17 protein-coding genes and 1 other RNA gene are annotated in these 25,391 nt (G+C 37.6%); 6 read left to right on the top strand and 12 right to left on the bottom strand.

Annotation, left to right across the window (positions count from 1 at the left end):
- Positions 1-297: 297 nt before the first annotated feature.
- The 3 genes from GQF63_RS00680 (at position 298) to hisD (ending at position 5,323) form a co-directional block, all read left to right on the top strand.
- Positions 298-2,877 carry a DUF5686 and carboxypeptidase-like regulatory domain-containing protein gene (locus GQF63_RS00680; protein WP_160367173.1) on the top strand — a complete coding sequence of 860 codons (2,580 nt, stop codon included), beginning with the start codon at positions 298-300 and terminating at the stop codon, positions 2,875-2,877.
- Between the two features lie 305 nt (positions 2,878-3,182).
- Positions 3,183-4,034 carry an ATP phosphoribosyltransferase gene (gene hisG, locus GQF63_RS00685; protein WP_160367174.1) on the top strand — a complete coding sequence of 284 codons (852 nt, stop codon included), beginning with the start codon at positions 3,183-3,185 and terminating at the stop codon, positions 4,032-4,034.
- Between the two features lie 2 nt (positions 4,035-4,036).
- Entirely contained in the window at positions 4,037-5,323 is a 1,287-nt protein-coding gene (gene hisD, locus GQF63_RS00690; protein WP_160367175.1) for a histidinol dehydrogenase, read from the top strand.
- 78 nt (positions 5,324-5,401) lie between these two features.
- Here hisD and GQF63_RS19560 read toward each other — a convergent pair whose 3' ends face one another.
- The gene (locus GQF63_RS19560; RefSeq protein WP_170292220.1) at positions 5,402-6,727 is read right to left on the bottom strand and encodes a transcriptional regulator; all 1,326 of its coding nucleotides are present in this window, start codon (positions 6,725-6,727) and stop codon (positions 5,402-5,404) included.
- Positions 6,728-6,971: 244 nt separating this feature from the next.
- On the opposite strand from GQF63_RS19560, the gene ssrA reads away from it, so the two are divergent.
- Positions 6,972-7,339: a transfer-messenger RNA gene (ssrA, locus tag GQF63_RS00700) on the top strand.
- A 77-nt stretch (positions 7,340-7,416) separates the two neighbouring features.
- On the opposite strand, the gene GQF63_RS00705 is transcribed toward ssrA, so the two are convergent.
- The 4 genes from GQF63_RS00705 to GQF63_RS00720 all read right to left on the bottom strand — a co-directional run bounded on the left by GQF63_RS00705 (position 7,417) and on the right by GQF63_RS00720 (position 13,766).
- A complete protein-coding gene (locus GQF63_RS00705) occupies positions 7,417-9,387 on the bottom strand; it encodes a DUF1963 domain-containing protein (protein ID WP_160367176.1) in 1,971 nt (656 codons plus the stop codon).
- Positions 9,388-9,498: 111 nt separating this feature from the next.
- Positions 9,499-9,723 (bottom strand): hypothetical protein, encoded by a 225-nt coding sequence (locus GQF63_RS00710; protein ID WP_160367177.1) that lies wholly within the window; start codon positions 9,721-9,723, stop codon positions 9,499-9,501.
- Between the two features lie 111 nt (positions 9,724-9,834).
- Positions 9,835-10,011, bottom strand: coding sequence for a YodC family protein (locus tag GQF63_RS00715; protein ID WP_160367178.1), 177 nt, complete (start codon positions 10,009-10,011; stop codon positions 9,835-9,837).
- A 29-nt stretch (positions 10,012-10,040) separates the two neighbouring features.
- Positions 10,041-13,766 carry a hypothetical protein gene (locus GQF63_RS00720; protein WP_160367179.1) on the bottom strand — a complete coding sequence of 1,242 codons (3,726 nt, stop codon included), beginning with the start codon at positions 13,764-13,766 and terminating at the stop codon, positions 10,041-10,043.
- Positions 13,767-14,391: 625 nt separating this feature from the next.
- Here GQF63_RS00720 and GQF63_RS00725 point away from each other — a divergent pair.
- On the top strand, positions 14,392-14,943 hold the full coding sequence (locus GQF63_RS00725; RefSeq protein WP_160367180.1) for a thermonuclease family protein: 552 nt from the start codon (positions 14,392-14,394) through the stop codon (positions 14,941-14,943).
- 1 nt (position 14,944) lies between these two features.
- Positions 14,945-15,244 carry a DUF6804 family protein gene (locus tag GQF63_RS19620; protein ID WP_212592419.1) on the top strand — a complete coding sequence of 100 codons (300 nt, stop codon included), beginning with the start codon at positions 14,945-14,947 and terminating at the stop codon, positions 15,242-15,244.
- A gap of 50 nt (positions 15,245-15,294) precedes the next feature.
- Here the strand turns inward: GQF63_RS19620 and GQF63_RS00730 are convergent, their stop codons facing one another.
- The 7 genes from GQF63_RS00730 to GQF63_RS00760 are packed head-to-tail and all read right to left on the bottom strand — an operon-like array spanning position 15,295 to position 25,237.
- Positions 15,295-15,987 carry a hypothetical protein gene (locus tag GQF63_RS00730; RefSeq protein WP_160367181.1) on the bottom strand — a complete coding sequence of 231 codons (693 nt, stop codon included), beginning with the start codon at positions 15,985-15,987 and terminating at the stop codon, positions 15,295-15,297.
- Positions 15,988-15,989: 2 nt separating this feature from the next.
- Complete coding sequence (locus GQF63_RS00735) at positions 15,990-17,603, bottom strand: hypothetical protein (protein ID WP_160367182.1); 1,614 nt, start codon at positions 17,601-17,603, stop codon at positions 15,990-15,992.
- Positions 17,603-18,460 carry a hypothetical protein gene (locus tag GQF63_RS00740; RefSeq protein ID WP_160367183.1) on the bottom strand — a complete coding sequence of 286 codons (858 nt, stop codon included), beginning with the start codon at positions 18,458-18,460 and terminating at the stop codon, positions 17,603-17,605. The genes GQF63_RS00735 and GQF63_RS00740 overlap by 1 nt, the downstream gene beginning before the upstream one ends.
- The gene (locus GQF63_RS00745) at positions 18,450-21,830 is read right to left on the bottom strand and encodes a hypothetical protein (protein WP_160367184.1); all 3,381 of its coding nucleotides are present in this window, start codon (positions 21,828-21,830) and stop codon (positions 18,450-18,452) included. The genes GQF63_RS00740 and GQF63_RS00745 overlap by 11 nt, the downstream gene beginning before the upstream one ends.
- Before the next feature lie 8 nt (positions 21,831-21,838).
- Entirely contained in the window at positions 21,839-23,356 is a 1,518-nt protein-coding gene (locus tag GQF63_RS00750) for an FtsZ/tubulin family protein (RefSeq protein WP_160367185.1), read from the bottom strand.
- Positions 23,357-23,361: 5 nt separating this feature from the next.
- On the bottom strand, positions 23,362-23,760 hold the full coding sequence (locus GQF63_RS00755) for a hypothetical protein (RefSeq protein WP_160367186.1): 399 nt from the start codon (positions 23,758-23,760) through the stop codon (positions 23,362-23,364).
- Between the two features lie 4 nt (positions 23,761-23,764).
- Positions 23,765-25,237, bottom strand: a complete 1,473-nt coding sequence (locus GQF63_RS00760) for a hypothetical protein (RefSeq protein ID WP_160367187.1) — start codon at positions 25,235-25,237, stop codon at positions 23,765-23,767.
- Positions 25,238-25,391: the final 154 nt, after the last annotated feature.

Consider the following 25,391-nt stretch of genomic DNA (forward strand, 5'->3'; position numbering starts at 1 on the left):
CTGATTATCAATGCTATAAAAATTAAAAAAATGTTTAAAATAATTTAGCTAAACGCATGAAATAGGTTTAGCAGGGTATAAAAGATTCAGTAAGTCAAAATAGGTTGCTAAAAAGGGATAATATCCGTGTAGCAAATCGTTGACAAAGGGAGATATATGTCATAACATCTACTATTTTGAAAGCAATTATCATAAAATCGTCAAAAGCGGGAAAGTGCTCTTTTTTATCTAAATAATAAAGCTGTTATTTGTATTACTTTTTGAACAAAATAATTTAATAGTCAAAAAGTAAATTATATGAAAACACGTATACCAAGCATCAGCTTTGTATTCCTCTTTATCTTTAGTTTGCTCAGTATCGTTCCTGCTTGGGCCCAGGAATTGATGGCCGTTAAGGGTAAAGTTTTGAATGCAGAAACCTATGAACCCATCCCCTATGCATCGATTACGATTATAGGAACGAGTAAAGAATCGGGCACATCTTCGAATGAATCGGGTGCCTTCAGTTTATCTATTCCAGTAAATAAGAACAAACTTCGCATCAGCTCGGTGGGCTTTGAAAGCGAAGAATATACTGTTACGCAAGACCAGGCGGGTAACCTCAAGGTGTTCTTGTTTCCGGCCAACCAAATTGAAACGGTAGTTATCAAGCGCCCGAAGCGTGGGAAATATTCGAACAAGAATAATCCTGCTGTCGAACTGATCCGTCAGGTGGTGAAACATCGGGATGAAAACAGGTTGCAGGGGCAGCCTTATGCTGAATTTAATCAATATGAGAAAATTAGCCTGGGCTTGAGCAACCTGGATGAGAAGTTTAAAAACAAGAAAATATTTAAGAAATATCAGTTCCTATTTCAGGAGGATGATAGTACGCAAAGCCATAGCAATTTCGTGCTGCCGGCCTATATGGAGGAAAAATTCTCTAAAGTGTATTATCGTAAGGATCCCAATGCGAAGAAACAATATGTATTGGCCGAGCGCAAAGCGGAGTTTGATCCTAAGTTTGTGGATAACGACGGGCTGAGCAAATACTTTAATAAGCTGTATGATGAAGTAGAAATCTACGATAACAACATCAGCATCCTGACCAATCAGTTCTTAAGTCCGATTGCCAATACGGCACCTACCTTCTATCGGTTTTATATTACCGATACGATAAAAAATGTGCAACCGCAATTGGTGGAGCTGAGCTTCTTTCCGCGTAATAAAAACGATATGTTGTTTACCGGAAAGCTCTATGTGACCCTTGATGGCAATTACGCCGTTCAACGTGCCGCCATGACCGTTAGCAAAGACATTAACCTGAACTTTGTGCGCGATTTGGATATTGAATTGGACTTTAACAAAGACCATAATAACAAATTTTACCTTAGCAAATCGAGCTTAGGAATTGATTTTGCGATTACCGGCAAAGGAAAAGGCATTAAAGGGAAACGCGTAGTCTTAATTAACGATTACCAGCAAGGCCTTGCGCGTCCGGATAGTACGTACGCTGTGCCGGATGTGTATGTAGCGCAGCAAGCGCCTGCAGAAGATGCAAAACCGGAAAGCTATTGGGCCACTTTGAGACCGGAACCGTTGAGCCAATCGGAAAGCCTGATTTATGCGAATATAGACAGCTTACAACGCATGCCTTCTTTCCGTACCATTATGGATATAGGCGCCTTGGTATTATCAGGCTATAAACAGGCTGGGCCGGTAGAGATTGGTCCGGTAAATACATTCTATTCCTACAATCCGGTAGAGGGTTTCCGCCTGCGGGTTGGGGGCAGAACCACCGAGCAATTGAGCAAACGCTTTTATATGGAAGGCTATGGCGCCTATGGTTTTGAGGACAAGAAGTGGAAATACTTTATGAGCGGTACGTATTCTTTAAATAATAAGTCGATCTATAAGTTTCCACAGCATTATGTACGCGTATCGGCTTCTTATGACACAAAAATTCCAGGACAAAACCTGGAGTTTATTCAGGAGGATAACGTACTCCTATCGTTTAAACGTGGGGAAAACCGGAGCTACCTTTACAATGAAGAGTATAGAGTAGATTATAAAGTGGAATTCAGCAATAACTTCTCGGTAAATGCCGGCTTAGGACGTTGGAAACAAACGCCAGCCGGGGTATTATCCTACCGACTGCCGCAAGAGGACGGAACCTTTAAGTTCTTACCGCATCTGCAATCGACCGAATTCAACGTGGGCTTAAGGTATGCACCGCATGAAGAGTATTACCAAGGAAAATTATACCGTACGCCTATATTCAACAAGTACCCGATATTCAATTTTAATTACACCGCAGGTGTTAAAGGCTTGTTTGGAGGTGAATATGACTACCATAAATTTACTGCAGGCGTATTTAAACGGTTCTACCTATCGCAGTTCGGTTATGCCGATGCTACCGTAGAAGGCAGCTACATTGCCGGGAATAATATCCCCTTTCCCTTGCTAAGTATTCACCGTGCAAATCAGACGTATGCCTATCAATTGCAATCGTACAACTTGATGAACTTTATGGAATTTGTTTCCGATCATCATGCCAGCATCAACTTGCAGTACTATATGAATGGTTTTATTTTCAATAAAGTTCCTTTGCTGAATAAATTAAAACTTCGGGAAGTATTCAGCTTTAAAGGGGTTTATGGAGGCTTACGCGACAGCAATAACCCTTCGTTAAACAGTGAAATTTTTGCTTGGCAAACGAATATGCAAGGCGAGCAATCGAGCTTTACCTTCGGCGATAAGCCGTATATGGAAGCTTCGGCGGGGATTGCAAACATCTTCAAGATTTTGCGGGTGGACCTGGTGAAACGCTTGAATTACCTGGACAATCCGGATGCGCCGGAATGGGGTATTCGCGCCCGTATTAAAGTTGATTTCTAACAACAACAATTAAATCCCATAGAACAGTGATGCGGAATTTCTGAAAAGGATTCCGCATTTTTTTTACTTGATTAAAAGATTGACAAGGAAAGATATAGTTACTTAAAAAAAAGATAAAAAATTTGGATAGGTGTTTCCGATACCTTACTTTTGTTTCGTTAATAATATGAAGATCAACCGCACATACCACCACTGCTTTCATCATCGCCATTGCGGCGATAGATATTAGTATTGGCTCTACGTGAGGCAACATTCCCCCCGGATCGTATTTTATTATTAATTCATTACTTACAAAAACCGACATTTTGAAAAATCTAAAAATTGCTATCCAGAAATCGGGTAGATTAAACGAGAAATCTGTTCTGTTGTTAAAGAACTGTGGTCTGGATTTCGAAAACTATAAAAGCTCCCTTATAACTACCGTTGCCAACTTCAGCTTAGAGATTTTATTTCTGCGCGATGATGATATTCCCGGTTATGTGGAACAGGGCATTGCCGACCTGGGTATTGTAGGCGAAAACGTGATTGAAGAGACCCGATCGCAAGTGCAATATCTACAGCGTTTGGGATTCGGCCGTTGCACCTTAAAAATTGCCCTCCCGAAAGACTCCCCAGTTGACCGCCTTGAAGACCTGAACGGCAAATCTATCGCCACCTCCTACCCTAACATCCTGCAGAACTTTTTAAATGAATATAAAATCAAGGCTGATATCCAAGAGATCTCCGGATCGGTGGAAATAGCACCAGGCTTAGGCTTGAGCGATGCCATTTGTGATATTGTATCTACCGGTGGTACCTTGAAAAGCAATGGCTTAAAGCCATTTGTGGATGTGGCTAGCTCGGAGGCCATCTTGATTGCCAGAGAGGGCATTGAGGAGAATCCGATTATCTGTGAATTATTGCAACGTATTCAATCGGTTTTACGCGCAAAGGAAACCAAGTATGTGGTGCTGAACGTGGAGAAGAAAAACCTGGATCAGATTACGGAATTATTGCACGGTGTAAAAAGCCCGACTGTGGTGCCTTTGGCCGAAGAAGGTTGGGTGGCCGTACATACGGTAATTTCAGAAGATGATTTCTGGGAGAAAATCAATAAATTGAAATCGGCCGGCGCCCAAGGGATTGTGGTGATGCCGATTGAAAAAATTATTATGTAATTATGCTGAAAACCTATGCTTATCAAGACTTGGACGCGCAAGCGATTCAAGCCCTTGTAAACAGAAATACAGACCCTAACCATGCTATTCAAGATTCTGTACTACAGATTATCGAGGAGGTGAAACAGCATGGCGATGTGGCGTTAAAGTCCTTTGCACAGAAGTTCGATAAGGTAGAGCTGGAGCAATTGTATTTGGATGCTGCGGAGATTGAAGCCTTGGCAAATAGCATTTCCCGCGACCAGATGCGGGCCTTGGAAATTGCCTTTCAGAATATCTATAAGTTTCACCAAACGCAGGTTCGCCGCGAGCGGACCGTGGAAACCATGCCGGGCGTAAGCTGCTGGCGGGAACTGCGCCCTATTGAAAAAGTAGGCCTTTATATTCCGGGGGGCTCTGCGGTATTGCCGAGCACCTTGCTGATGTTGGGCATACCGGCGCGCATTGCGGGCTGTAGAGAAATTGTGGTATGCTCGCCACCACAGAACAATGGAAAAATAAATGGTTTTGTGGCCTATTGCCTAAAGCTGTTGCGCATTGACAAGGTTTACTTGGTTGGTGGCGCGCAGGCGGTTGCGGCGATGGCCTTCGGCACGGAGAGTATTCCGAAGGTGAATAAGATCTTCGGTCCGGGCAATCAGTTTGTGACCAAGGCGAAGAGCCTGATTCAAGGTATGACGGATGTTAGCATCGATATGCCTGCTGGCCCTTCAGAGGTGTTGGTTATTGCGGATGAGAGCTGTACGCCGGCTTATGTGGCGGCAGACCTGTTGGCGCAAGCCGAGCATGGCATCGATAGCCAAGCGGTATTGGTTTGTACTAGTGCGAGCATTGCCGCAGAGGTAAACAAGGAGTTGGAAAGCCAATTGGCGATATTGCCACGGAAAGAGCTGGCGGCGAAAGCCTTGAAAAATTCCTATACGGTGATTGCGAAGGATTTGCAAGAAGCCATGGATTTCTCGAATGCCTATGCGCCGGAACACTTAATTATCGAATCGGATCAATGGAAAGCTATGGTAAATAAGGTGCAGCATGCCGGATCGGTATTCTTAGGCCACTTAACGCCGGAGAGTGCTGGCGACTATGCTTCGGGCACCAACCATACCCTGCCTACTTCGGGCTATGCGCGTTCGTACTCGGGGGTATCGGTAGATTCCTTCGTGAAGAAGATTACCTTTCAGCATATCACCGAGCAAGGCTTAGAGCAGATTGGATCGACCGTGGAAATATTAGCGGAGTTGGAAGGCTTGCATGCCCATAAAAATGCCGTGACGATCCGTAAAAAATAGATAGCCTTTTCGATTATTCGGACTGGCTATGCATAGAAATAAAAAAGGAAGGTATTAATTCACCTTCCTTTTTTATGTTTATTTCTTTTTCTTTTTACCTTTTTTATCATCCTCGCCAACAATTCTATCGTAAAGATTGGAGATTGCTTTTTTCAATTTAACGAATGACTTTTCTTTTTTCTTATCTTTCTTTTTAGGCTTTTCTTCTACGGCCTTCTTGCTTTTCTTTTTGGAATCTGCTTGTGCTTTTTTAGCATCCTTAGCTTTGGCGGCTTTCTTCGCCTTCTCTTCTAATTTTGCTTTTTCAGCTTTCTTCGCCTTTTCCTTTTTCTTGTCTTTCGCTGCTTTTTTATCCTTTTCTACTTTCGCCACTTTTGCTTTGTCTTTCTTCGCCGATTTTTCTTCTTTCACTTTAGCTTCTTTTACAGGTACGGCCTCTTTGTAGGAAGCTTCCTTCTCTAATTTGCTCGTTTCTGCAGCACTTGGCTTAGCCACGGTTTTAGTAGCTGCTGTTTCCGCCGGTTTTTCTTTTGGCGCCGCTGCTACAGCTTTGGCTGTTGTGGCTGAAGCTTTAGCTGCTGGTTTACTAGTTATGGCAGCAGGTTTAGTTGCTGACTTTGCAGCGGCTTTAGCTGCAGGTTTGCTGGCTGTAGCGGCTGGTTTTGTAGCTGACGTAGCCGGTTTCGCAGGACTTGCGGAAGCTTTTGCTGCTACAGGTTTGGCTGCTGCTGTTGCTGCCTTTGCAGCAGGTTTTGCAGGAGCTTTTGTTGCAGGCTTCGAGGCTGGCTTAGCCGCTGCTGTTCCCGAAGCTTTTGCCGGGGCTTTAGTTGCTGGTTTTGCTGCAGGTTTTGCCGGGGCTTTAGCTGCTGGTTTTGCTGGAGCCTTAGTTGCTGCTTTAGGTGCTGGCTTTGCTGTTGCGCCTGCGGTTTCAACTAAGGTTTTGCGCGCCAAGGCATTGCTTGCTCCGCCATCACCATCGGATGATCCACTTGCTGAAGCAGCAGAACTGCCACTTGCACTGCCATCATTAACCATGGCCTGAGGCTTTGGCACTTTATCAACATCTGTTTTTCTTGCCAAGGTTGTCGAGCCTCCCCCATTGCCATCCGATGGATTTTGCTCCTTCGGCGTATCGGCTGCAGTCGCTTTCGTTGAACTTGTTTTGCTGGTATTTGCTGCTGTCGTTTTCTTTACCGGACTTGCAGGTTTTGCTGCAGGCTTACTGGCTGCAGTGACTGCTTTTCTAGCGGCTGGTTTCGCAGCGGCTGAGGATGCTGGCTTTGCAGCAGCAGTTGTTGCTGGTTTTGCAGCGGTTTTGCGCGCAGGTTTGGCTGCGGCTTCTGGTTTTTTATTCTCGTCAACAGCAGGAGTCGACGAATTGTTAGGATTTGTGGTATCTGCCATTTTCTTAAATAATTTGCTTAGTGATATGCTTAATGCGTTATTACTTGTTGTGTTAGGTATGAAATATGTTGTTTCAATCAATTTAATAGGCGTATAAAAAAGGTTTTTCTTTTGTTCTATTTCCCTGAATTATACCTTATTAAAAACTTGAATATACCAATTTTGTTTGCAATATCCTGCACAATTAAGCTTTTTATTGTTTTAGGAGTCAAAGAATATGATTACTTTTGTGATTCTACATAATGGGGTCGACCGGAATTGACAGGGTAGCGATGGTTATGTAAGCATGCAGTGCATTGTTAGTCTAGCACTTTAATCTGAACTTTCAACTTTATAACTGGCGAAGAAAACTACGCCTTAGCTGCTTAAGTTAGACTTAACATAGCTATTTGTCCCGTTAGATCCTGTTCTTTGGTTTAACATTCGGGGCATCGAACGATAGAACTGGTCTTTGTGATGTTGCTAAGCAAAGACGAGAAACAGCAACTACGGCGAACGGTATAGGTAAGCGACTCACCTTCCCTCGCCCGACAATGAAAGAGAAGCTAAGCATGTAGAAAGCGTAAATCATACTATGTTTGGACGAGGGTTCGAATCCCTCCGGCTCCACATAACGATTAAAAAAAGAGGTAAATAACATTTGTTTACCTCTTTTTTATTTTATATAGTCACGATTTTGGTCACAATTCCTAACTACTTTCCATTGTCACAAAAACCTTACTAAAGTCCCTTTTCGCCAAATCACTTTTATGAATTACAAAAAACAGTTCACCGGCATCTCCCCATTGAAAATTTCCTTTGGAACTCACTAATAACAAAATAACCCAATCCTGAGGATCGCCTTTCCAAGCCAAAGCAGCTTGTAATTCAGGAGATTCATGTTGCGTAAATGCATAGGCATTCATGGCATGGTCAACCCCATGCAGCTCCTGCACTGGCTTTTCAAATGGTTCATACAGGTCATAGGTAAAATCATCTTGATCCTTTAAAGATTCTGCTTTCCCTTCAAAAAGATAATTATTGACATAACTGGCGTAAAAAGAAGGAGCAGAAACCGTCAGCAATGCATCTGCTTTATTGGCTTGGTATTCTCCGTCCATCAATTCATAGAAATCTTCCTCCTTAAAATTAAACCTATCCCCAGAAGCCAGACTCTTATTGTCTTCAACATAGATTATCTTTCCGATATTCTGATCCTCAGATCCAAAAAACTGAAAACTCTTAAAAAAGAAAAACAAACTCCCTGTACGTGGTAAATAATCCTGGATTTCCGCAATCTCTTCACAATTAATTTGCGCAATAAATTCATAGTTAAACTCTTGGTTTCTATAATCAGAAAAAAAAGTGGGATAAGGAATGCTTTCTGGCAAATCTGGTTTTCCACCAAATCGATGATTGCCCAATGCAGCATAATCTTCTTCTGTGGTCAAATTAAATCCTACACTTCGCTTAATCAAGGAAATTAATTCCTCCTTGTATTCGGATAACTCATTCGTGTCAATGATTTTTTCTACTGGTGAAATCAAAAGTTGATCATTTTCCGCTAAATACATCGATTCATCCCATTTGACGGCTCCTTTTCCATCGGCCCCAGGATATGCTGTATCTAGCAGTCTTTTTTTCTCCTGCATGTTCAATCCTAAACCATTGAAGGAATTATACGCAAAAGGAAGTTCTTCCAAGGGATTTAAACTTGCCTTAATGGTCGTCAGATTAGGCTGTTGAAGTAGCGATTCTGGAAGAGTTTTGAGAAGATTATTTTCGATATCTAAATAGACTAAGCTAGGCATCTGAATCTGGTCTGGAATACGTTCGATCTTATTCTTCCCTAATAAAACATATTCCAGTTTAGGCATTTTCCAGATTCCATCAGGAAGATTGCCTAGCTCACAATCGATAATACTCAGACGATCTAGTTGAATTAAATTGGCAAAGGATTTAGGAAGAGAGCTAATTGTTGCTTGATTAACGGTTATCTGTTTTAAATTTTTTAATTCAGCAATTCGTTCTCCAAAATCAGCAAATGGCAATTTATCTTTATCCCCATAGTTCCCTATTCTTTGAATAATCAGATATTCCAAATTTTCAAATGAATAAATTGTTTCTGGCAAGCTACTGAATGTTGGATTTGTGATTTCCAAAAGTCGTATGATATGAGGATCTGAGCCGTTGGTTTCTTCTAAGCTCCTAAATTTATAGTTATTCCAATCCAAGCTTGCTGGATTAAATTGCAATGCTGCTTTTATTGGGAATTTTGGAGAATCTTCGCCATATCTGTTTTTTAATTCGCCCTCAATTAGAACCCAACCCCCTTTATATTCAATAGTTCCAAAAAAATACAGCAAATAATCTAGTCCATCTTTACGAAAATAGGTGTAATCCTCAGGATTTTTATCCTCCGAATAAGAACATATTCCAGTAGGAATTCCATCCTTATATATTTTAGAAGCCTCAAAATTAAATGATATTTCTCCATTGCCCGAATAATCATCCAGCAAGCCCTTCTTCTTATCTGACTCAACATCCTGGCTGTGAATACTAATCTCAGTATATAAGGTTTTGCTTAACTCTCCAATTACCCATTTCGTTTTCTTTTCTTGAATAACATACGATTGACCATCAATTTTAAAATAAGGCAGCTTAATTTGATCGTTTTCCATAGTGAGATACAATTAGGATAATGCAAACCGAATATAATCAATTTCACTTAATCTTAACCATTACCTTATTATATTTACCATGAACTAAATTCCTTTTTACAATGGCAGACGTTAGGCTTTTCTTTTTCCGAACTTTTCCAACTCCCCCTTAATCAGATGTGGCCATTCCTTAAGGGTATCTTTAATATAATTTTCACCCTGCTTTTCGCCAAGGAGTTCAGCCATCTTTTGAGCCTGCTGCTGAATATGGTTAAGGGTGGCTTTATTAGGGTCTCGATCATTTCCTTTCCATGTCTTCCCCTCATTTTCCTTTCTACTCTTCAGTTTGTTCTTCATAAAGTAAAGGTAATAAAAAGCGTCACAAAGAGGTAAACAGACTCGATGATGAGAACAAATCCGTCATATTCTCTACAAACATTATAAGGTATGTCCAAACAAACTCCTGCCTTAATTAGCCAACTGCAGGATATCGCTCGGTAACTTAATAGCTTCCATTATTCTCTTTTCTTCCTCAGAATAATAATAGCAAAATGTCCAGCCTTCAGGTGTTGAATTATAGACTGTCATTTTAGGGCTCCCGGATTTAATAATCACGATATCCCCCGGTTTAAATTTTGTTGTCATGATGTAGAAGATTATCTAAGTATTGCATACTATTGTTGTTTTAATAATATTCCGGTTATCGAATACACCTTATAGGTAAGTTTAAATCCCGCCTGCCCTCCAACCGTGGCAGCGATTTTACTACCTAAAGACACTTTTGCGATCTCTACCGGAAACTCAATACCGCCATTAAACTCAGAAGATATTTTTCCATTTATATCAGCGTATAAAACAACTTCCACTGGTTCACTAAGCGTGATTGTACCATTTAAGGCAATAGCATTCTCGCCTTTAAAGTCAAAATTACAGCTTGTTTCAAGGTAATAGACACCATTTGGACTAGAATATCCCGGAAGTTTTCTAATGTATTCTTGCCCTTCGAAACTAGGAATTTTCCCTTCAGCTTTTATATGAAAAGTTCCCGTTTTAATTTTGGTTTTTGCTGTTGCAGTTCCTCCTACAAAAGGTAATTTACCTTGATATTCCTGATTAATATCGTAATCCGCTGGGACAGCTACATGCACCACGCTTCCGCCATCGTTCGTATGTAACGTAATATAAATTGACTTAGGATCTTTAACTAGATCATCTTTCACTTTTTCTCGTACTTCTTGTTGTTGCTTAGGTGTAAGATGGCCTTTCGCTAAGTCTAATTTCTTTTCTGCATTGTTGATCTCCTGACTTTCCTTCTGTTCCGCAGTCGGCCTTGCTGGTTCCGCATTGGCACTTGAGTTGCCACTATTGTTCCCATTTCCTGAATTTCCTTGCGTATTGCTTGTTCCGTTACTACTACCATTTCCTTCCTCCTGTTTTTTCAATATGCCTCTTGCCTGATTGGCAGCTTCTGCAAAGCTTACAGAATTATCCGACAGTTTTTTGAGTAGATCATTGACTTCAGCACTCATAGACATATCCCTGAAAATTTCTGATTTTCCTAACAAGTTAAGTGCACCACTCATAGCAGTAGGGTCAGGAAGAGCAGCCGGATTTACAATATTTACAATTGATTGTGGGAAGGGAGTCGGTGTAAGGTTTTGTGTAACATTACGACTGGCAGTACTAATAGATTCAATATCTGGGGCTTTCTCCATTATAGGAGATTGCTGCCAGTCCCAGAAACGGGTATTATCAATCACTTCACTAGCATTGCAATTGCCTAATTTAGCTTCCGCAAAAACACCCCGGGAAGGTAAAGTCATCAGCTTTTCAGATTTGGCCTTTTTGTTAAAATACAAATCCATTTCATTATTATCCAAACTATTATCTGCAGGAGCATAACTTGATGGGAAGACAACATAATTGCCTAAAATGTCTATTGGACGGTTTTCGATTAAATCAATCAGTTTATCATTACCGATATTAATTTGTTCAAAGCGCCTAGCGCGATCATTCATGTCTTCATTCAGCCAAATTAATCGGCTATAGTAGTCTACATACTGTAGCAAATGTGCTTTGAGTTTTTCCCCAAGTATTTTCTCCTCCAGTCCTAATTGGTTATAGGCTGCCATATTATCATCCCTTTGTGGCAGTGGCGGTGGAGATACAGGTTGAATGATTTTTAGTCTAACAGGGCTTCTGTCACCATAATCATGAATGTTTTTGGCCGGTTCGTTGGGTTCTGACGGACTCATTCTCCTTGCTAATGGTAAATCTAATAAGATAATCTCTTTTCCAATTTCACCATTTCCACTTATAAATCCTGAAATCTTGAGATGGGCAAGATCCCATCCGCCAACACCATTTCTAATACCTCGATAACTAATAATAAACTCTTCAATATCTCCATACTTTACTGTGACGCTTTGGCCTGTGAAAACACAGCCCAGATACTTATCTGGTGCGCCAGGCTCATGATCATCATGATTAGAGATATCCAACTTCGTTTTATCATTGTTATCAGCAGAAAATGGATAGCAGATATTCATAAATGTTCCATCTTTCAGAAGACAATCTATCCGTACATCACCAAAATCACCATCCTGACCAGTAGTAATCACGATATCCAATGTGCCGAAAAGATAATTAACTGGATCAGGTGGTGCTACAGCTGCTGGTTTCTGAAGTTCTAGCAGATATAATCCCATAAACCTTTCGATAACATCAAAAGATGCTTTTAAAGATTCATCCCTAATAAATTGTAGCAGAATTTGTTTATACTTCCAAATATCATAATAATAATTGAAACTCAAACTAGGATAATCTATAAGCAAAACATTCCTTCGTCGAGTGAATTGCGTAGTTATCTTATAATGCCGAAGAACCTCATAGTATAGCATGGTGAGTGCATGAGAATGGTTATTGTTCGCCACTACACGCGTTTCTGCCCGGGCATATTCCTGTTGATCGGATTGTATAATCACCGTACTTCGTAATTCACGTATAGCTGTACTGTGCTGCGCAAATGCATCACTTACCTGTTGCACGGTACTAACGGTCAAATCCCTATCTCCAGTTGAAGTGGAATATCCACCGCCAAAACTATGGGCATTCCCTGCTGCAGCACCAAACATAGGGATACCAAAAGAGACACCAGCACCGCCAGAGTTGCCCCCCATAACGTTGCCACCTCGCTGCCATTCACTAATGGCGCCTTTTACAGTCTCCAGAATATTACGGTCTCGAAAGGTATTATGTGTAAGGTCCTCGCTTTCGGCCGTGTCTTCCGTGCGCGTGTCCTCAGAATTTCTTTTCCACTCAATGATTCCTAGCTTTATCACCTCACCTGGAGCCAAGGGTAAGCTATAAATAATTTGGCCTAACGTATGTCCTAAAGGCTGCCATGAAGATTGGTATTCATAAGCGAAACCATGCCTAATCAGTGGTCTTTGCTCGCCATTGCCATTTTCATAACTTGTTGAAACCTCTTCACCTCGGATGATCTGGAAGAAACGAAACTCACTAGTAGCAAAGTTTGCAGGGAAAATACGCTCGCAACCATCTTCGCCAATCATATAACGGGGGTTTACGGAGAACGAGCTAGGAGAAAGGTACCAATCGATAAGGTCTGGCTTTTGCAATGATTGATAGGGTACTTGGGATACCTTTTGTTCAGCATCCTGTGTTAATATGCTGTTTCCAAAAACATATTCTGCTGAAATTCTTCCCATTTCTGAAACATTAATGGCTTCGGACATATTTCCATTTGGGTAAAGCCAATATTGAACGTTAATTTCCGAAACACTGCTTTGTTGATATTTAGAAAATTCGTTATTATCTGCTATCGACTCTAGGTTCCTATACTGTTTAATTATTTCCTCTATATCATAGGATAAGTAACCGACATGATCCGTGGCCAAGTAACCAAAGGGACAAACGATTCTATTTTCTTTCTTATTGTCCACTACATGGGGAGGTTCAATTTTTTCATTGGATATCAGCTCATCCATGATTTTTTTTATCAAATCATCGAGTCCTTGCTTAGTGAATTTTCCACCAGATTTAAGGTGTGAAGCAATTTCAACTGCGTAGGCATCCATTATTGAAATAAAATCCGTTTCTGACACCTCACCATAATTCATTGTCAGATACTGATTCATAGCAGTCATAAGCTTATTTATTTGTTGTTGATTGAGATCAACTTTTAGATCCGATAACTTACCCCTTAAATATTTAGATTCCAGATTCAACTCATTTATGCCTGAAATTGTAGTCAATACAAGTTCACCATATACCGGAAGATTTTTGATCGGCTGTAAGGTATTCCTATCTATAAATACAGCGCAAAACTTCTTTTGCGTAAACTGCTGTAATACCGATTGTTGTTTAGAACGTAACATAGTGTGAATGTTTTTGATGTGTAGAATATTAATCTTTTATAAACAAATTAATAATGAATACAACACCTTATGAATCAGAGGCCTGACTAACATAAGCTCTTATCGATGCAGACAAGTAATAATAAAATGTTTTTTGTTTTTTTCTTAATTCGTTAGATGCTGATTTATATTAAATTTAGGTATAAAAATCAACCTGCATTCCATATAATCAGTGAACTAAGAGCTTGGATGAGTGACCAAGCCGTTTTAGTTAGCGAAGGATTTGCGAACTATCTATGTAAGCTTCAATATCTCTTATTTATCGGAGGAAACTTTGATATCGAAGGTTGTCGATTAACCTGCTATAAATTATCTTGAGTTACTGTCTATTGTTCTATAGGAAGTAAAAAACTAATAACCAAAGAAATTGTTATAAAACACCTTCTTAAACCGCATTCCAAATAGTGAATACCTATTGAGTAGTGTTCAAGTCTCCACCCTATTACGAATGTGATAACAAAGCTGATTCTGACGACTGTCCCGACCTCGTCCTCAAAAGTACCTAACCAGTAAAAACTAGCAATTACGGTTAACCATAAAAGATCATTGAAAGTTTCCTTTAATTTTAGGCCTTGAATAATTATCAATGGCTAAACTACATTATTATATTATATTTCTATTTTTAATTACCTCATCCTCTTGCACTTCTAAATCAGAAAGATTACTCAGGACTCGCGAAAAAGTTGTTCAGCATGAAGTGAAGAAACGTCCTTTCATACAACAAGAAAACTACTATGTGAGCAAAGTTATTGATGGTGATACCTTTTGGGTACAAAATAGCAGAGCTGATAAATTTAAAATAAGGTTAATTGGAATAGATGCACCTGAAAGCAGAAATGTTTTTTATAAGAAAAAACAGCCCTATGGGAAAGAATCAAAGGAGTATCTAACGAATTTAATTGATAAACAATACCTTCGTTTAGAATTCGATGTAGACTCCTTGGATCAGTATGGTAGAACCTTGGCATATGCCTATTTAGAAAACAATGAAATGGTAAATGAATTATTACTCAAAACCGGAAATGCGCAGATCCTAACGATAACACCCAATATTAAATTTGAAGAGAAATTCATTATGGCCCAACGATTTGCCCGAGAACAAGCATTAGGTTTATGGGGGTTAGAACTTTCAGAATAATATGAATATAAATAAACTTAAAATTATCCTTATTGTTGGTCTATTGATAGCCCTAATTCCAGGCATTCCCTACGGTTACTTCAATATTCTACGATTATATGCTGTTGTTATTTTCTCAATAATGGCCATTCAAACGCCAAAAAGCAAACAGAATACAAAGAACTTGCAATTTGTGGGATATATCGTCATGATTATTTTATTTCAACCTCTTATAAGGATTCCAATAGGCAGATTCATATGGAATATTATCGATGTAGCAGTTGCAATCTGGCTCCTTCTCGATATAAATAAAAAGAAATAATACGATTAAGCCCTCTCAAAATGGAGAGGGCGTAATTAGTAAGTATCCTTTTATAATTCTTGATTCGATATCTTGGGTACAACCTGCACAATAAATCGTTGATTTGCTTCCTCGTTTTTCATCACCCTTCCTACGCCACCCCATCCATTTCCAGCAATCTGTAAATCTATTAATCCCTTATATTTTGGATCTTCCAAATTGATCCCTTGGTTTAACCAAAATTTCCACAGAGAATATGCCCTTGCGTAACTCAATTGGTATTCAGCAGACATACCCGCTGGACTTAAATCAGCGTTATTTAATTTTGAGGCATACCCAGATATGACCACTAAATAAGTAACTTTATTATCCTGGTTTTCATTTTGCTCGTTTGCTTCTACAACGATTTGATCCAATACCGATTTTAACTTCTTACCCGCACTTAAAATCTTCAACTTGGTAACATCGAAATTTTCTAAATCATTTCCATTTATCCCGGCTTTTGCAACGGAAAACTTCACATCAAAGGCCAATAGAAATCGCTTATAATCCTCTTCATACCTAAAAAAATCATTGTCATTTTTTAGGGGTTTTAATGATTCCTCGACTTCTCGATAAACACGTAACTGCTCTTCCTTGGCTCTTAATTTATTCACATTGTCAACATAAGTAACAACGAACAAAACGAGAACAATAAAGAACAAACTCGTCATTAAATCAGAAAAGCTTATCCAGAAAACAGAACTGCCAGACTTCTTGCTCATTGCTATTTTCCTCCAAAAATTTTCTTAATCACACTCCTATTATTTGACGCTTCTATACTAGATTTTATCTCCTGTATGGCAGTCAATAGCGCTAAATTATCTTGACCTTCCTTTACTTTATCTTTTTGTTCAGAATTCAGTTTCAAATTCTGGATGAGGTTCTGTAATTCTTTTACTTTTTCAGCACTGACTTTTTCTTGTTTATTATGCACATCAATATATTCCTTCATTTCAAACAGCACATCCAATTTAGAGAGCTGTTTTAATAAATCCAGCTTTTCTAAATTTTCCAATAGATCAAGTTTATCGAACTTAGTTTTCTTTTCTTGATATGCTTGAAATAAGGCTACATTTTGATCATCTATTTGACTTAAAACTTTGCTATATTTCAATTTAATATTTTGAGTAACCTCGTTCAGCGTATCCTCCATATTGTCATTCAATCGCTGGAACATTTGGCTATTGATTTTTTCAAAACTATCCAATGCGTTGAAATGCTTATCTACCGATTCTATAATTTTATTCGATTCTACAACTCGAGAATCTAATTTTGCAGCTAAATCTTCAAAATTATTGACGCGATTCATCAATTTATGTAAGGAAGAACTTAAATGACGGGTCTCCGTCATTCCATGGTTTAGGGATTCAACAAAATTATTAAACCTATCAAAATTGTTGGTAGCCTTTTCCAGCCTTTGTAATACGGTTGCATTCATCGCAAGGAAGTCTTTAGCATTTATTTTTTCGAGTCTATCCAGAATAACATCTTGAGCTTTTAACGTATCGTAATTCCGCTGAAACAAACCAGACAAAGCGCTTACATTACTCGTAAAATCTGCATTGAAACCCTGCATGGAACGTGTTAGTTTTGTAATGGACGATCCAAAGTCATTACTTACTTGGGGTAGCAATTCTGTTTGAATGAAATTATAAAATTCATTCTTGCGTTTTTCAACCTTACTTTTTGCAGATTTAAAAACATTCAGCCCAATAATAGTGGTTATGAATAAACCCAAACAACTGGAAATCATAGCTATACAAACAGCAATTAAAAAACCATCTAGTTTAATGGGGGAGTTATCCGTTTGCCCCTGAATTTGTAAGTACAAACCAATTAAACCAAAGATAATACCCAATAATGTGGCCATTAACCCTAAGTACAATGGCTTATTAATAGTCTCTTTAATATCTTCTTCCGCAACAGATACATTCCGCTCTACTAAATCCTTAACAATATTAAAGTCCGCAATACCGCCATTATTCCTGATTAGGTAGATATTCAATGACCTAATAATTTCATCGAAATAGGTACCGGAAAGGACGTTGCTGTTAATTAAATTGAAACTAATTTCATTACTTGACAAGTCGGAAAGCAAATTACCATGCTCATCAAAGATGTTATGTTCATTAATATATGCCATTATACTATCATACCCACCATCCTTCAATATTTCTCGATCAATATGGACTTGGTTAACTTTGAAAAAGGACTTTTGCGGAATGAAGGATCGATAGGAAGAAATGTTTACTTTTAAATTTAAGCCAACTTTTATTTGATATAACACGATTAATGCTATAATTATAATCTCCGCAATTAATAAAAAATTATTCTCCATTATCTTCCACTTAAATAATTAACTTTTATACGTTCTACCACCAAATAGGTATCTCCCACTTTTTGTAATTTCCCAACAGAATTATCTACCACTTCAAATGAAGTATGCATGTCTGTACGGATATTGATGCCGTCGCAATAACCTTCGAAATATATATTGTGAAAATTAAAGGCATTATTCCTCCCATCCTTATTCCTGTCATCAAATTTGAAATAGTGTTCACTATTCTTCTCAAAAATGACATAAGGAGTTGTTTGATTGGTTACTTTGGACTCTTTTAAATAGTATTGCCCTCCTTCATTAAGACATTTTGCAGAAATATAGCGAGGCGATTGAACGACTTCCTGCTCCACAGTTTGCTGTTCTGTACTAAGTTCACTTACTTCAATGGGTGGAATAGATGCTTTTTTTAATTCAGAAATTTCATGTTTTAAACCATCAATTACCTGCCCATGGCCAATATTTTCTTGATGAAAATTATTTCTCTCATTTTCAGTTTTTTTAAGTTTTCTCTCTAGTTTTTCAAACTCACTCTTAGACTTTCCTTGCGCACTAACTTTTGATTTAAAAATCAATAGAATTATTACTAAACCTAAGTTTATAAGAATTGAAACTGTCAAAATCCAACCATTAGAATACCAATTCCCTGACGAAATACTTGGCTGCGCTATGCTAACCAAATTAGCTGTAGCAACTTTGCTGAGTATTAAAGAAGTTTTTGTTGCATGGATAGCATTAGTTGATTCAGCAGCTTCATCTAAAGCAAGCTGATGATAAGCCAAATCTATTTTAATGTTAGCCCTTGACTGTATGCTTAATGAAAACAATACAATCAATAGAATAAATTTAATTTTCATTAGGAATTAAAACTCTTAGTGAATCATTTAGCATTCCTCTTATGATATAGAAAAACAGCGGATCTGCTATATTATCTGTTTCTGCAACTTGCTTTCTCCGTCGTGATATTCCTGCTTCCAAGAATTCTAATGCACGTTTTTTATGTAGAAGCACATCTTGTAAGATTTTTTTCAAATCCCTTTCTATACCAAAAAGATCTTTTATCAATGGTGTGGCGAAAAACATCTTAACAAAATCCTCATAAACATGATATACTGACTCTAAATTTTCTAATGAAATATCATCATACTTCATTTCCTTAGCATAATCAATAATGCTGTTATCAGCATCACCTAAATAAGTAGTAAAAATTTTATTGATGTTTTTTGAAGACAAGCTAGCTAAGACGGTTTCATCCTCATGTGGCAGCAACACCGCTCCTTGTGCTGTAAGTTCTTTCGGATGTGATGAAGTTAATACGGTTACAGAAGACATTTCTTCATAAATCCAACGAATAATGAAATCTGTATATTCTTCTAGAATTTCTTTGTGATTGGATTTAGAGCTATCAAGAATATGTAATAATTTAGAACCATTCCCAGAAAATATAATTTTATCAGGCTTACTTATCCCCTGTAGTCGCAACGATTTAATATTGAAATAGATCAAAGATGCATAATAGAATAAATAAATAGCTCTTAAATTCTCATCATTGGCTAAAAATTTCGAGAAACTAATGTTAGACATCCCTGCAAATTCCTTATGGTTTTCTATTGAAAAATAATAAGAAATTAAATTGGACATTTTATAGGCTTCCTCATCCTGATCAACATGTTCAATTCCTGATTTTATCGATTTCACTTTATGCTGATTCTCTTGCGACAAACTAGCAATAAACTGCTCACCAATCTGATAGAATGTATTTGTATTTAAGGCAGTTTCATAACCGTTAGCATAAATATAATTTGCGCCAAATATCATGGAGGTAACATTTTTCACCTGTTGATTTTGATAGGTCACACTATCCACTGTTCCACCTCCGATATCAATGGAAAGAATCGTATTGGACGATCCCAATATTTTACCTTCTTTAGATATGGCATAAAATGGAGCGACGGATTCACATACTTTGTCAATTTGAATATGTGTTCCAAAATGGATCTCAATAAGTTCTGAAATATCAGTTTCTACTTTTTTTATCTGATGTGTTCCATAACTCATAGGGTAACTCCAGATGAATTTACTTTTACGAATATCCCCGTCTTCCTCTAAAACCTTATTCTTGCACATGACAATAATTTGTTCTAAAAAACTACGTACTTGCGCATCTTGTTCGTCTCTATTCCTTGTTGCGTTTATCCACTTAAGATTTGAAATTGCCCTAGAGCTATTTGATTTAAGCAATAATTTCTTCTCATAATAAAAGCCAATATTATAATCTAAAATCGATTGGAAATTATTTGGTTGATAATTCTTAAAATCAAAAAGGACACTTCGAATTGGGAAATTCACTGCCGACTGGGCACTTATTTCATCGGGCAAAAATTCTTGATCAAATAGTTCCTGCTTTTCAGGATCTAATGCAATAAATGTTTGTCCAAAAATGGCACTCTCATTCTTATAGTTCAAGGCTTTCGAGAAACCATTATTTACAGTATACTCTACATGCGTATTCGAAGTTCCAAAATCTATGGCAAAGGTAAAATTCCCTCCAGCAGCATGTTCTGAAGCCCAGATAGGTATTAATACATTCGCCTCTTTTGAGTCAACTTGACAAATGGAAATCGTGTCAAAATTATGCTGCAACCGGTAAAAGAAGGTATTATAAAAGGAGCCGTTTTGCCCTGTTTTTGACTTCCTTGATGCTTTGCTAGCCTTTTTATTATCAAATTCTACAGTCAAATTACCATTTATATCGGAATGACTTTCATCAATTATATTGATATAATAATTGGGTTTAATGGATGATTTTTTAAAAGGGAACATTCTTAGATACTGATTATACAGTACAATCTTTCCAGATTGGGATGACACCCCAACATCTTCATACCGACGTGTTAATTCAATAAAGTCTCGCCCTTTGTTTATGGGGATACGCAGATAAACATCCACCCTACTTTTTCTTTTCACAATTTCCATCATGGGTTTCCCTGCAAATCGCTTATTTATCAAATCATTTATAGTAAACAATTCAAAAAATAAAGACTTCAACGGCAGGAGATAACCAACATCATTATCATCCGTTTGATTTGAAAAATTACCATCAAAAAAGAATTTTGAATTCAATTTATAAGGAGTTTCATAAATTTCCTCCGCCAAAAAATCTGCATAATGGTAATAAGGATAGACAATGCTTTTTCCAGGTAAAACACGTCGCTCAAGAGGTATTTCTATATTTTCAACTTTTTGATTCACATCCCATTTGGTATTACTATTTAAATAATTTAAATGGGAAAGATTACCATTATTTGCTAATACCATTGGGGTGGGGCCAGTAAATGGCTTATCCGTATGAATCAAAAACTCAGAATCTTTCTGTATATCGTCTATAAGCGTTGATTTTCTAATCTTCCGCAATGGAAATCCAAATACTTCGATTCGTAAATTGTCGAATGATATCTCCTCAAAATCATTCAGATTTGATTCATTTAGATCACTTAATTCGTGAAAAAAGCTTAAATCTGTTGCCTGCAAGTATTCCTTGTTTTTTTTCAAATACCCATAAAATTCGGGCATCAGATGCTTTAGCTGAGGATAAGCCTCAAATAGGGTAAATATATATTTAATAAATTCTCTGTTGCGGGCATACAAGGGTTTAATAACACCCGAAAAAAGCGTGTCATTATCAAACGTATGCTTAGCAAATTCTTTCGAATTCGCTGTCGTAAAAACAATGGACTTAGGCGAGGTTCCTCCTAAAACATATCCGTCCAACAAGAAAATATAAAACCGCTTGAACTCGTCGAATTGGAAGGACTCTTTATCCTGATTAAAATAAAGATTCAATGTTTTCGCGAGTAGCTTATGTCCGGCAGAAGTAGACTTTTGCAAGGCTGGTAGGTGGATATTTCGATCCCATACAATTATTTCTAATCGACTGCTTATATTATCATAATTGTATAAGAGTTCTAACAGATCTAAGCATTCACTAATAATACGATGGTTATTCGAATCACCATCAAGTTTCATGCTTGCCGATTCGAAAGATGCTAACGCAGCTCTAAACAAATCCATGCGGGCAAAGGGCGAAGGAATGGACGTCGGGAAATTCTTCGCCTTGTCTTCGTCTCCACCTTGAATAAATTTTATAGTCTCGTTATTGTAATCCCCGCCCCTGTCTTGCCAATGTGTAATATCGGCACCAGTATATAATCTAAATGTCTTAGCCATAATAATTTTTAAAATAATTCTTCATTAATACTTGTTTCCGAGGCCTGGGTAAACAAATCCAAAAACTTAGTTTCAGCATTAGCGAATTGCTTCCCTTTTGCAAAAGCGTTCAAATTACCCGTCATTATTTCATAACTAGATCCTGCTGCCTTAATTTTTTTCCATAAGCTTTTTTGCTTTTTAGGAACACCGGAAACGAAAGTGAAAATGTCTTGATTACTGGTAGAAAAGCCTGTTATATTACCTTCGGGATCTGTGGTTTCGGAGATGCTATACGGACTAAAACTAATTTTATTGCGTTTCAATTCAGCTAGCCATATTTTAAATTCCTTCAGAAATGCCGTGAGTGAGGAGTAAAAATGAGAATTTAAAAAGTTGTCATCAAGACGGGGTTCATCTGCAGCAAAAGGGTGTTTTTGTACCTTCGACAATTCATGGTCTAAATACAAACTCGTATAGAATAATTGCGTTAGATTTAGCTTTACACGTTTCTGGGTTTCAATTGATAAATTACCAAAGGAAATAATCGGGTTATTTTCGTCAATACTATCAATGCCGAACTCTAAATATTTAGGATCGATAGCGCGCCCCTCAATGGTAGATAATGTAGGTTCATCGGCAAAATCCAAAATCGCTAAGGCAGAAGCCAATTCCACAAAATGCGCATCATTCTTTTGCCCAACCCCACCGATCACGTTTTTATAATTATTGCTTGCCGTATCTCCAATATAGTAAAGGGCGTTAATGGACCGGTTTCCACTTATGTTTTTATGGTAATAACTTAATGCTGCTTTCGTCTTAGAAATAAAGGTGGAACTCTGAATCGCTTCAGAACTATCACCATCCAATTTAAAATAGGGCAATACTGTTACCGCCCCTACAATTGCATTTTTTAAATGTTCATTATAATGACCACTTGCAAATCCCTCTCTTATATTCTTTAAGATTAATGGGAAACCAGCCGCACCGGTACCACCGAATATGGAGGATAGAATAAATATCTTATCTTCCGCTTGAAAATTTTGTACAAACTGCAAGTATTCAACAGATTCTGTAAACTTATTAAGCACCACAGAACCAATATTCGGATTCCCCTGAAAACCAACCTCAAGACTTAAATCCAAGTTACTTTTAGAAAACAATAAGGATACTAAGGCTTCATTAGCCTTATCTAGGCTATTATAATCTATGAACTTCGAGAACGAGCCACCATGTAAATCCGCAATATTCAATCGAAACTCATTGGAAATAGATTCACCGGTTGCAGCACCAACAACATCTCCCAAGGATTCAATTTTATTCTTAAAAAACGAATTCCCTTCATTCGGATTCACCGCCTTATTAATAACTCTATAATTATTTAACAAACGCGTTGTTCTAGCTACATCTGCTGCTGAGGCATCGGGATCTAAAATAATTGGCACAATTTCATAATTCGATTTTACGCCAGAAGCTAATAACATGCTTAGTGATTTTACAACGCGAGACCCTGTGCCCCCAATTGCAAAGACATATAATTTTGGCATAATGATTAAAATGGGATTTTTGACGTATTAATACTGAAAAACTTAACGATGACCGACAACAGGCAAAATAAAACAGCCGCATACAATGCATTAACTATGGCTAAGCTCAGGTATTCTTGGTCAAAAGTGAAGCCGGCAACCTTTAAAGTTGATCGAGCATCCGTGAATAAAAACACAAAATTGAAGACAACGGTAACCAATAAAACGATCAACCAGTACAATAGCCTCGCAAACCTAGGTTTATCCATAAGCTTATAATAAACCAATACTCCTAGAAGAACAGAGATAATCAAGGTTAAACCATACTTTTGATACAAAAACTGGTTATATATTTCTTCAGAAAATCCTGACGAAAAAAAGCCTATGAAATCATTTTCGTAAACTGCGGCAAATAGATCATTCATATTTTTATTTTTTATTTAAGGTTAGTTTTATGGTTGCTGCTGTAATTCCGATCGTCTCATAAGCACCTTGCACACCAGCGAATAAGTATTTAAGTCCAAACGTTTTATCCAAGGCTTCCACAATGTTTGAATCATCATCTATATTGGATGCTTCTATCCAAGTAGGAAGACTGTTTATAAAGGCTAATGAAAAATCGGATGGAAAGTTAGGTTCAACTGTTCGTACAGTGACTATATGCGAGTATCCTTTATTTGAAATGGTATTCCAATCATTAGCATCCACTAATAAGGGTTGGTTATTCTCTGGTATTTTTTGAACATTAACAATTTCAAATCCAGGGGTAATTTTATAAGAGGCTTTATTTAACAGCGTTTTATGATCAGGATAATTAGAGAAATCAACAGCCAAGGTAAATTGAAATTCAGGTTCCTTTAATTTAATATGATCTATAATCGACTTATCTTTACGATTGACAGCAAACCTCCCCTTGGTAGCTGTTCTTGCCAATACTTCATGCTGTAGATTATTGTTTGGCTGGCCGGTGAAAAAATAACTATTCTTAAATCCTTTATATTTTGTTAGATCCTTCTTATCAAGGAAATCCCTTACAGCAGTATCCTCTCCAAGTATCCAGATATAATAAGGCCGCTTTTCATTTGAAAGCATAACGACTTTATTGTCTTTATCATAGTATTTACCATTGAAACTAGACTCCATTTGCAACACAAAGGCAGACAAGGGAAATTCCTTCGATTTTTCTAAGAAAACTGCCTTTGTTAAACTTTGCTGAAATACCAACCCTTGCAAAGTAGACCTACTTTTATCCAAAGAATAAATACAATCAGAGATAAAAATGCTAATCTCATTTTTACTTGTTCTTTCTAAAATTTTACTAAAAAGCTCATTAAGCTCAGATACAGATTGATTACCAACCACATAAGGTCCCTTTTTAGGTTCCAAGGAAGAAAAGAAATGACTAATATTAGAATCTAATTTTACAGGAAAAACATCCGTATTCACAAAGTTTATCGACAAATTATCTTCTCCATAATGGTGTCGCGCTTCTACCACGATGTCAGCAAGTGCGGCCTCATATTCTGTAATTCCTCTCACATAACCATCCATACTTCCAGAATTTTCCAAAAAAACATTCACATCTATTTTTTTAGCAACAGTAACCGTACAATCGTCAGGGTTAAAATCAGCAACAGTTGAAGAAGAGGCAATGAAAGCGTTAAGTTTTTTAAGATTTACTTGTTCACCTTGCTCCAAAAACTGTTTAAATGCCCTTTCCTGCTTATTGGTTAATATATAGTCTTGCAGAGCTTTATAATCAGTGCAATCAAAACCATCCTTTGCAAGTTCTTGAAGTTTAGTTTGCATTGGAGATTTACAGCTCGTTACGAACAAAGCAACACATGCCAAAACACAACAAAGACCTATCGTATTCCCTGATATATAAGATGTATTTTTCATAATTAAACGAATAAATACCCAGCAGTAGAGGTTATAAAATCTCACCTTATTTCCCCATGATTAATTACATTAAGAAAAACTCAATAACCATCTACTACTAGGTATACTTCACATTTGGTTAATAAAATATTGGATTTAAAATCGTTGTAAAGAT

The sequence above is a fragment of the Sphingobacterium humi genome (assembly GCF_009768885.1).
Taxonomy (GTDB): domain Bacteria; phylum Bacteroidota; class Bacteroidia; order Sphingobacteriales; family Sphingobacteriaceae; genus Sphingobacterium; species Sphingobacterium humi.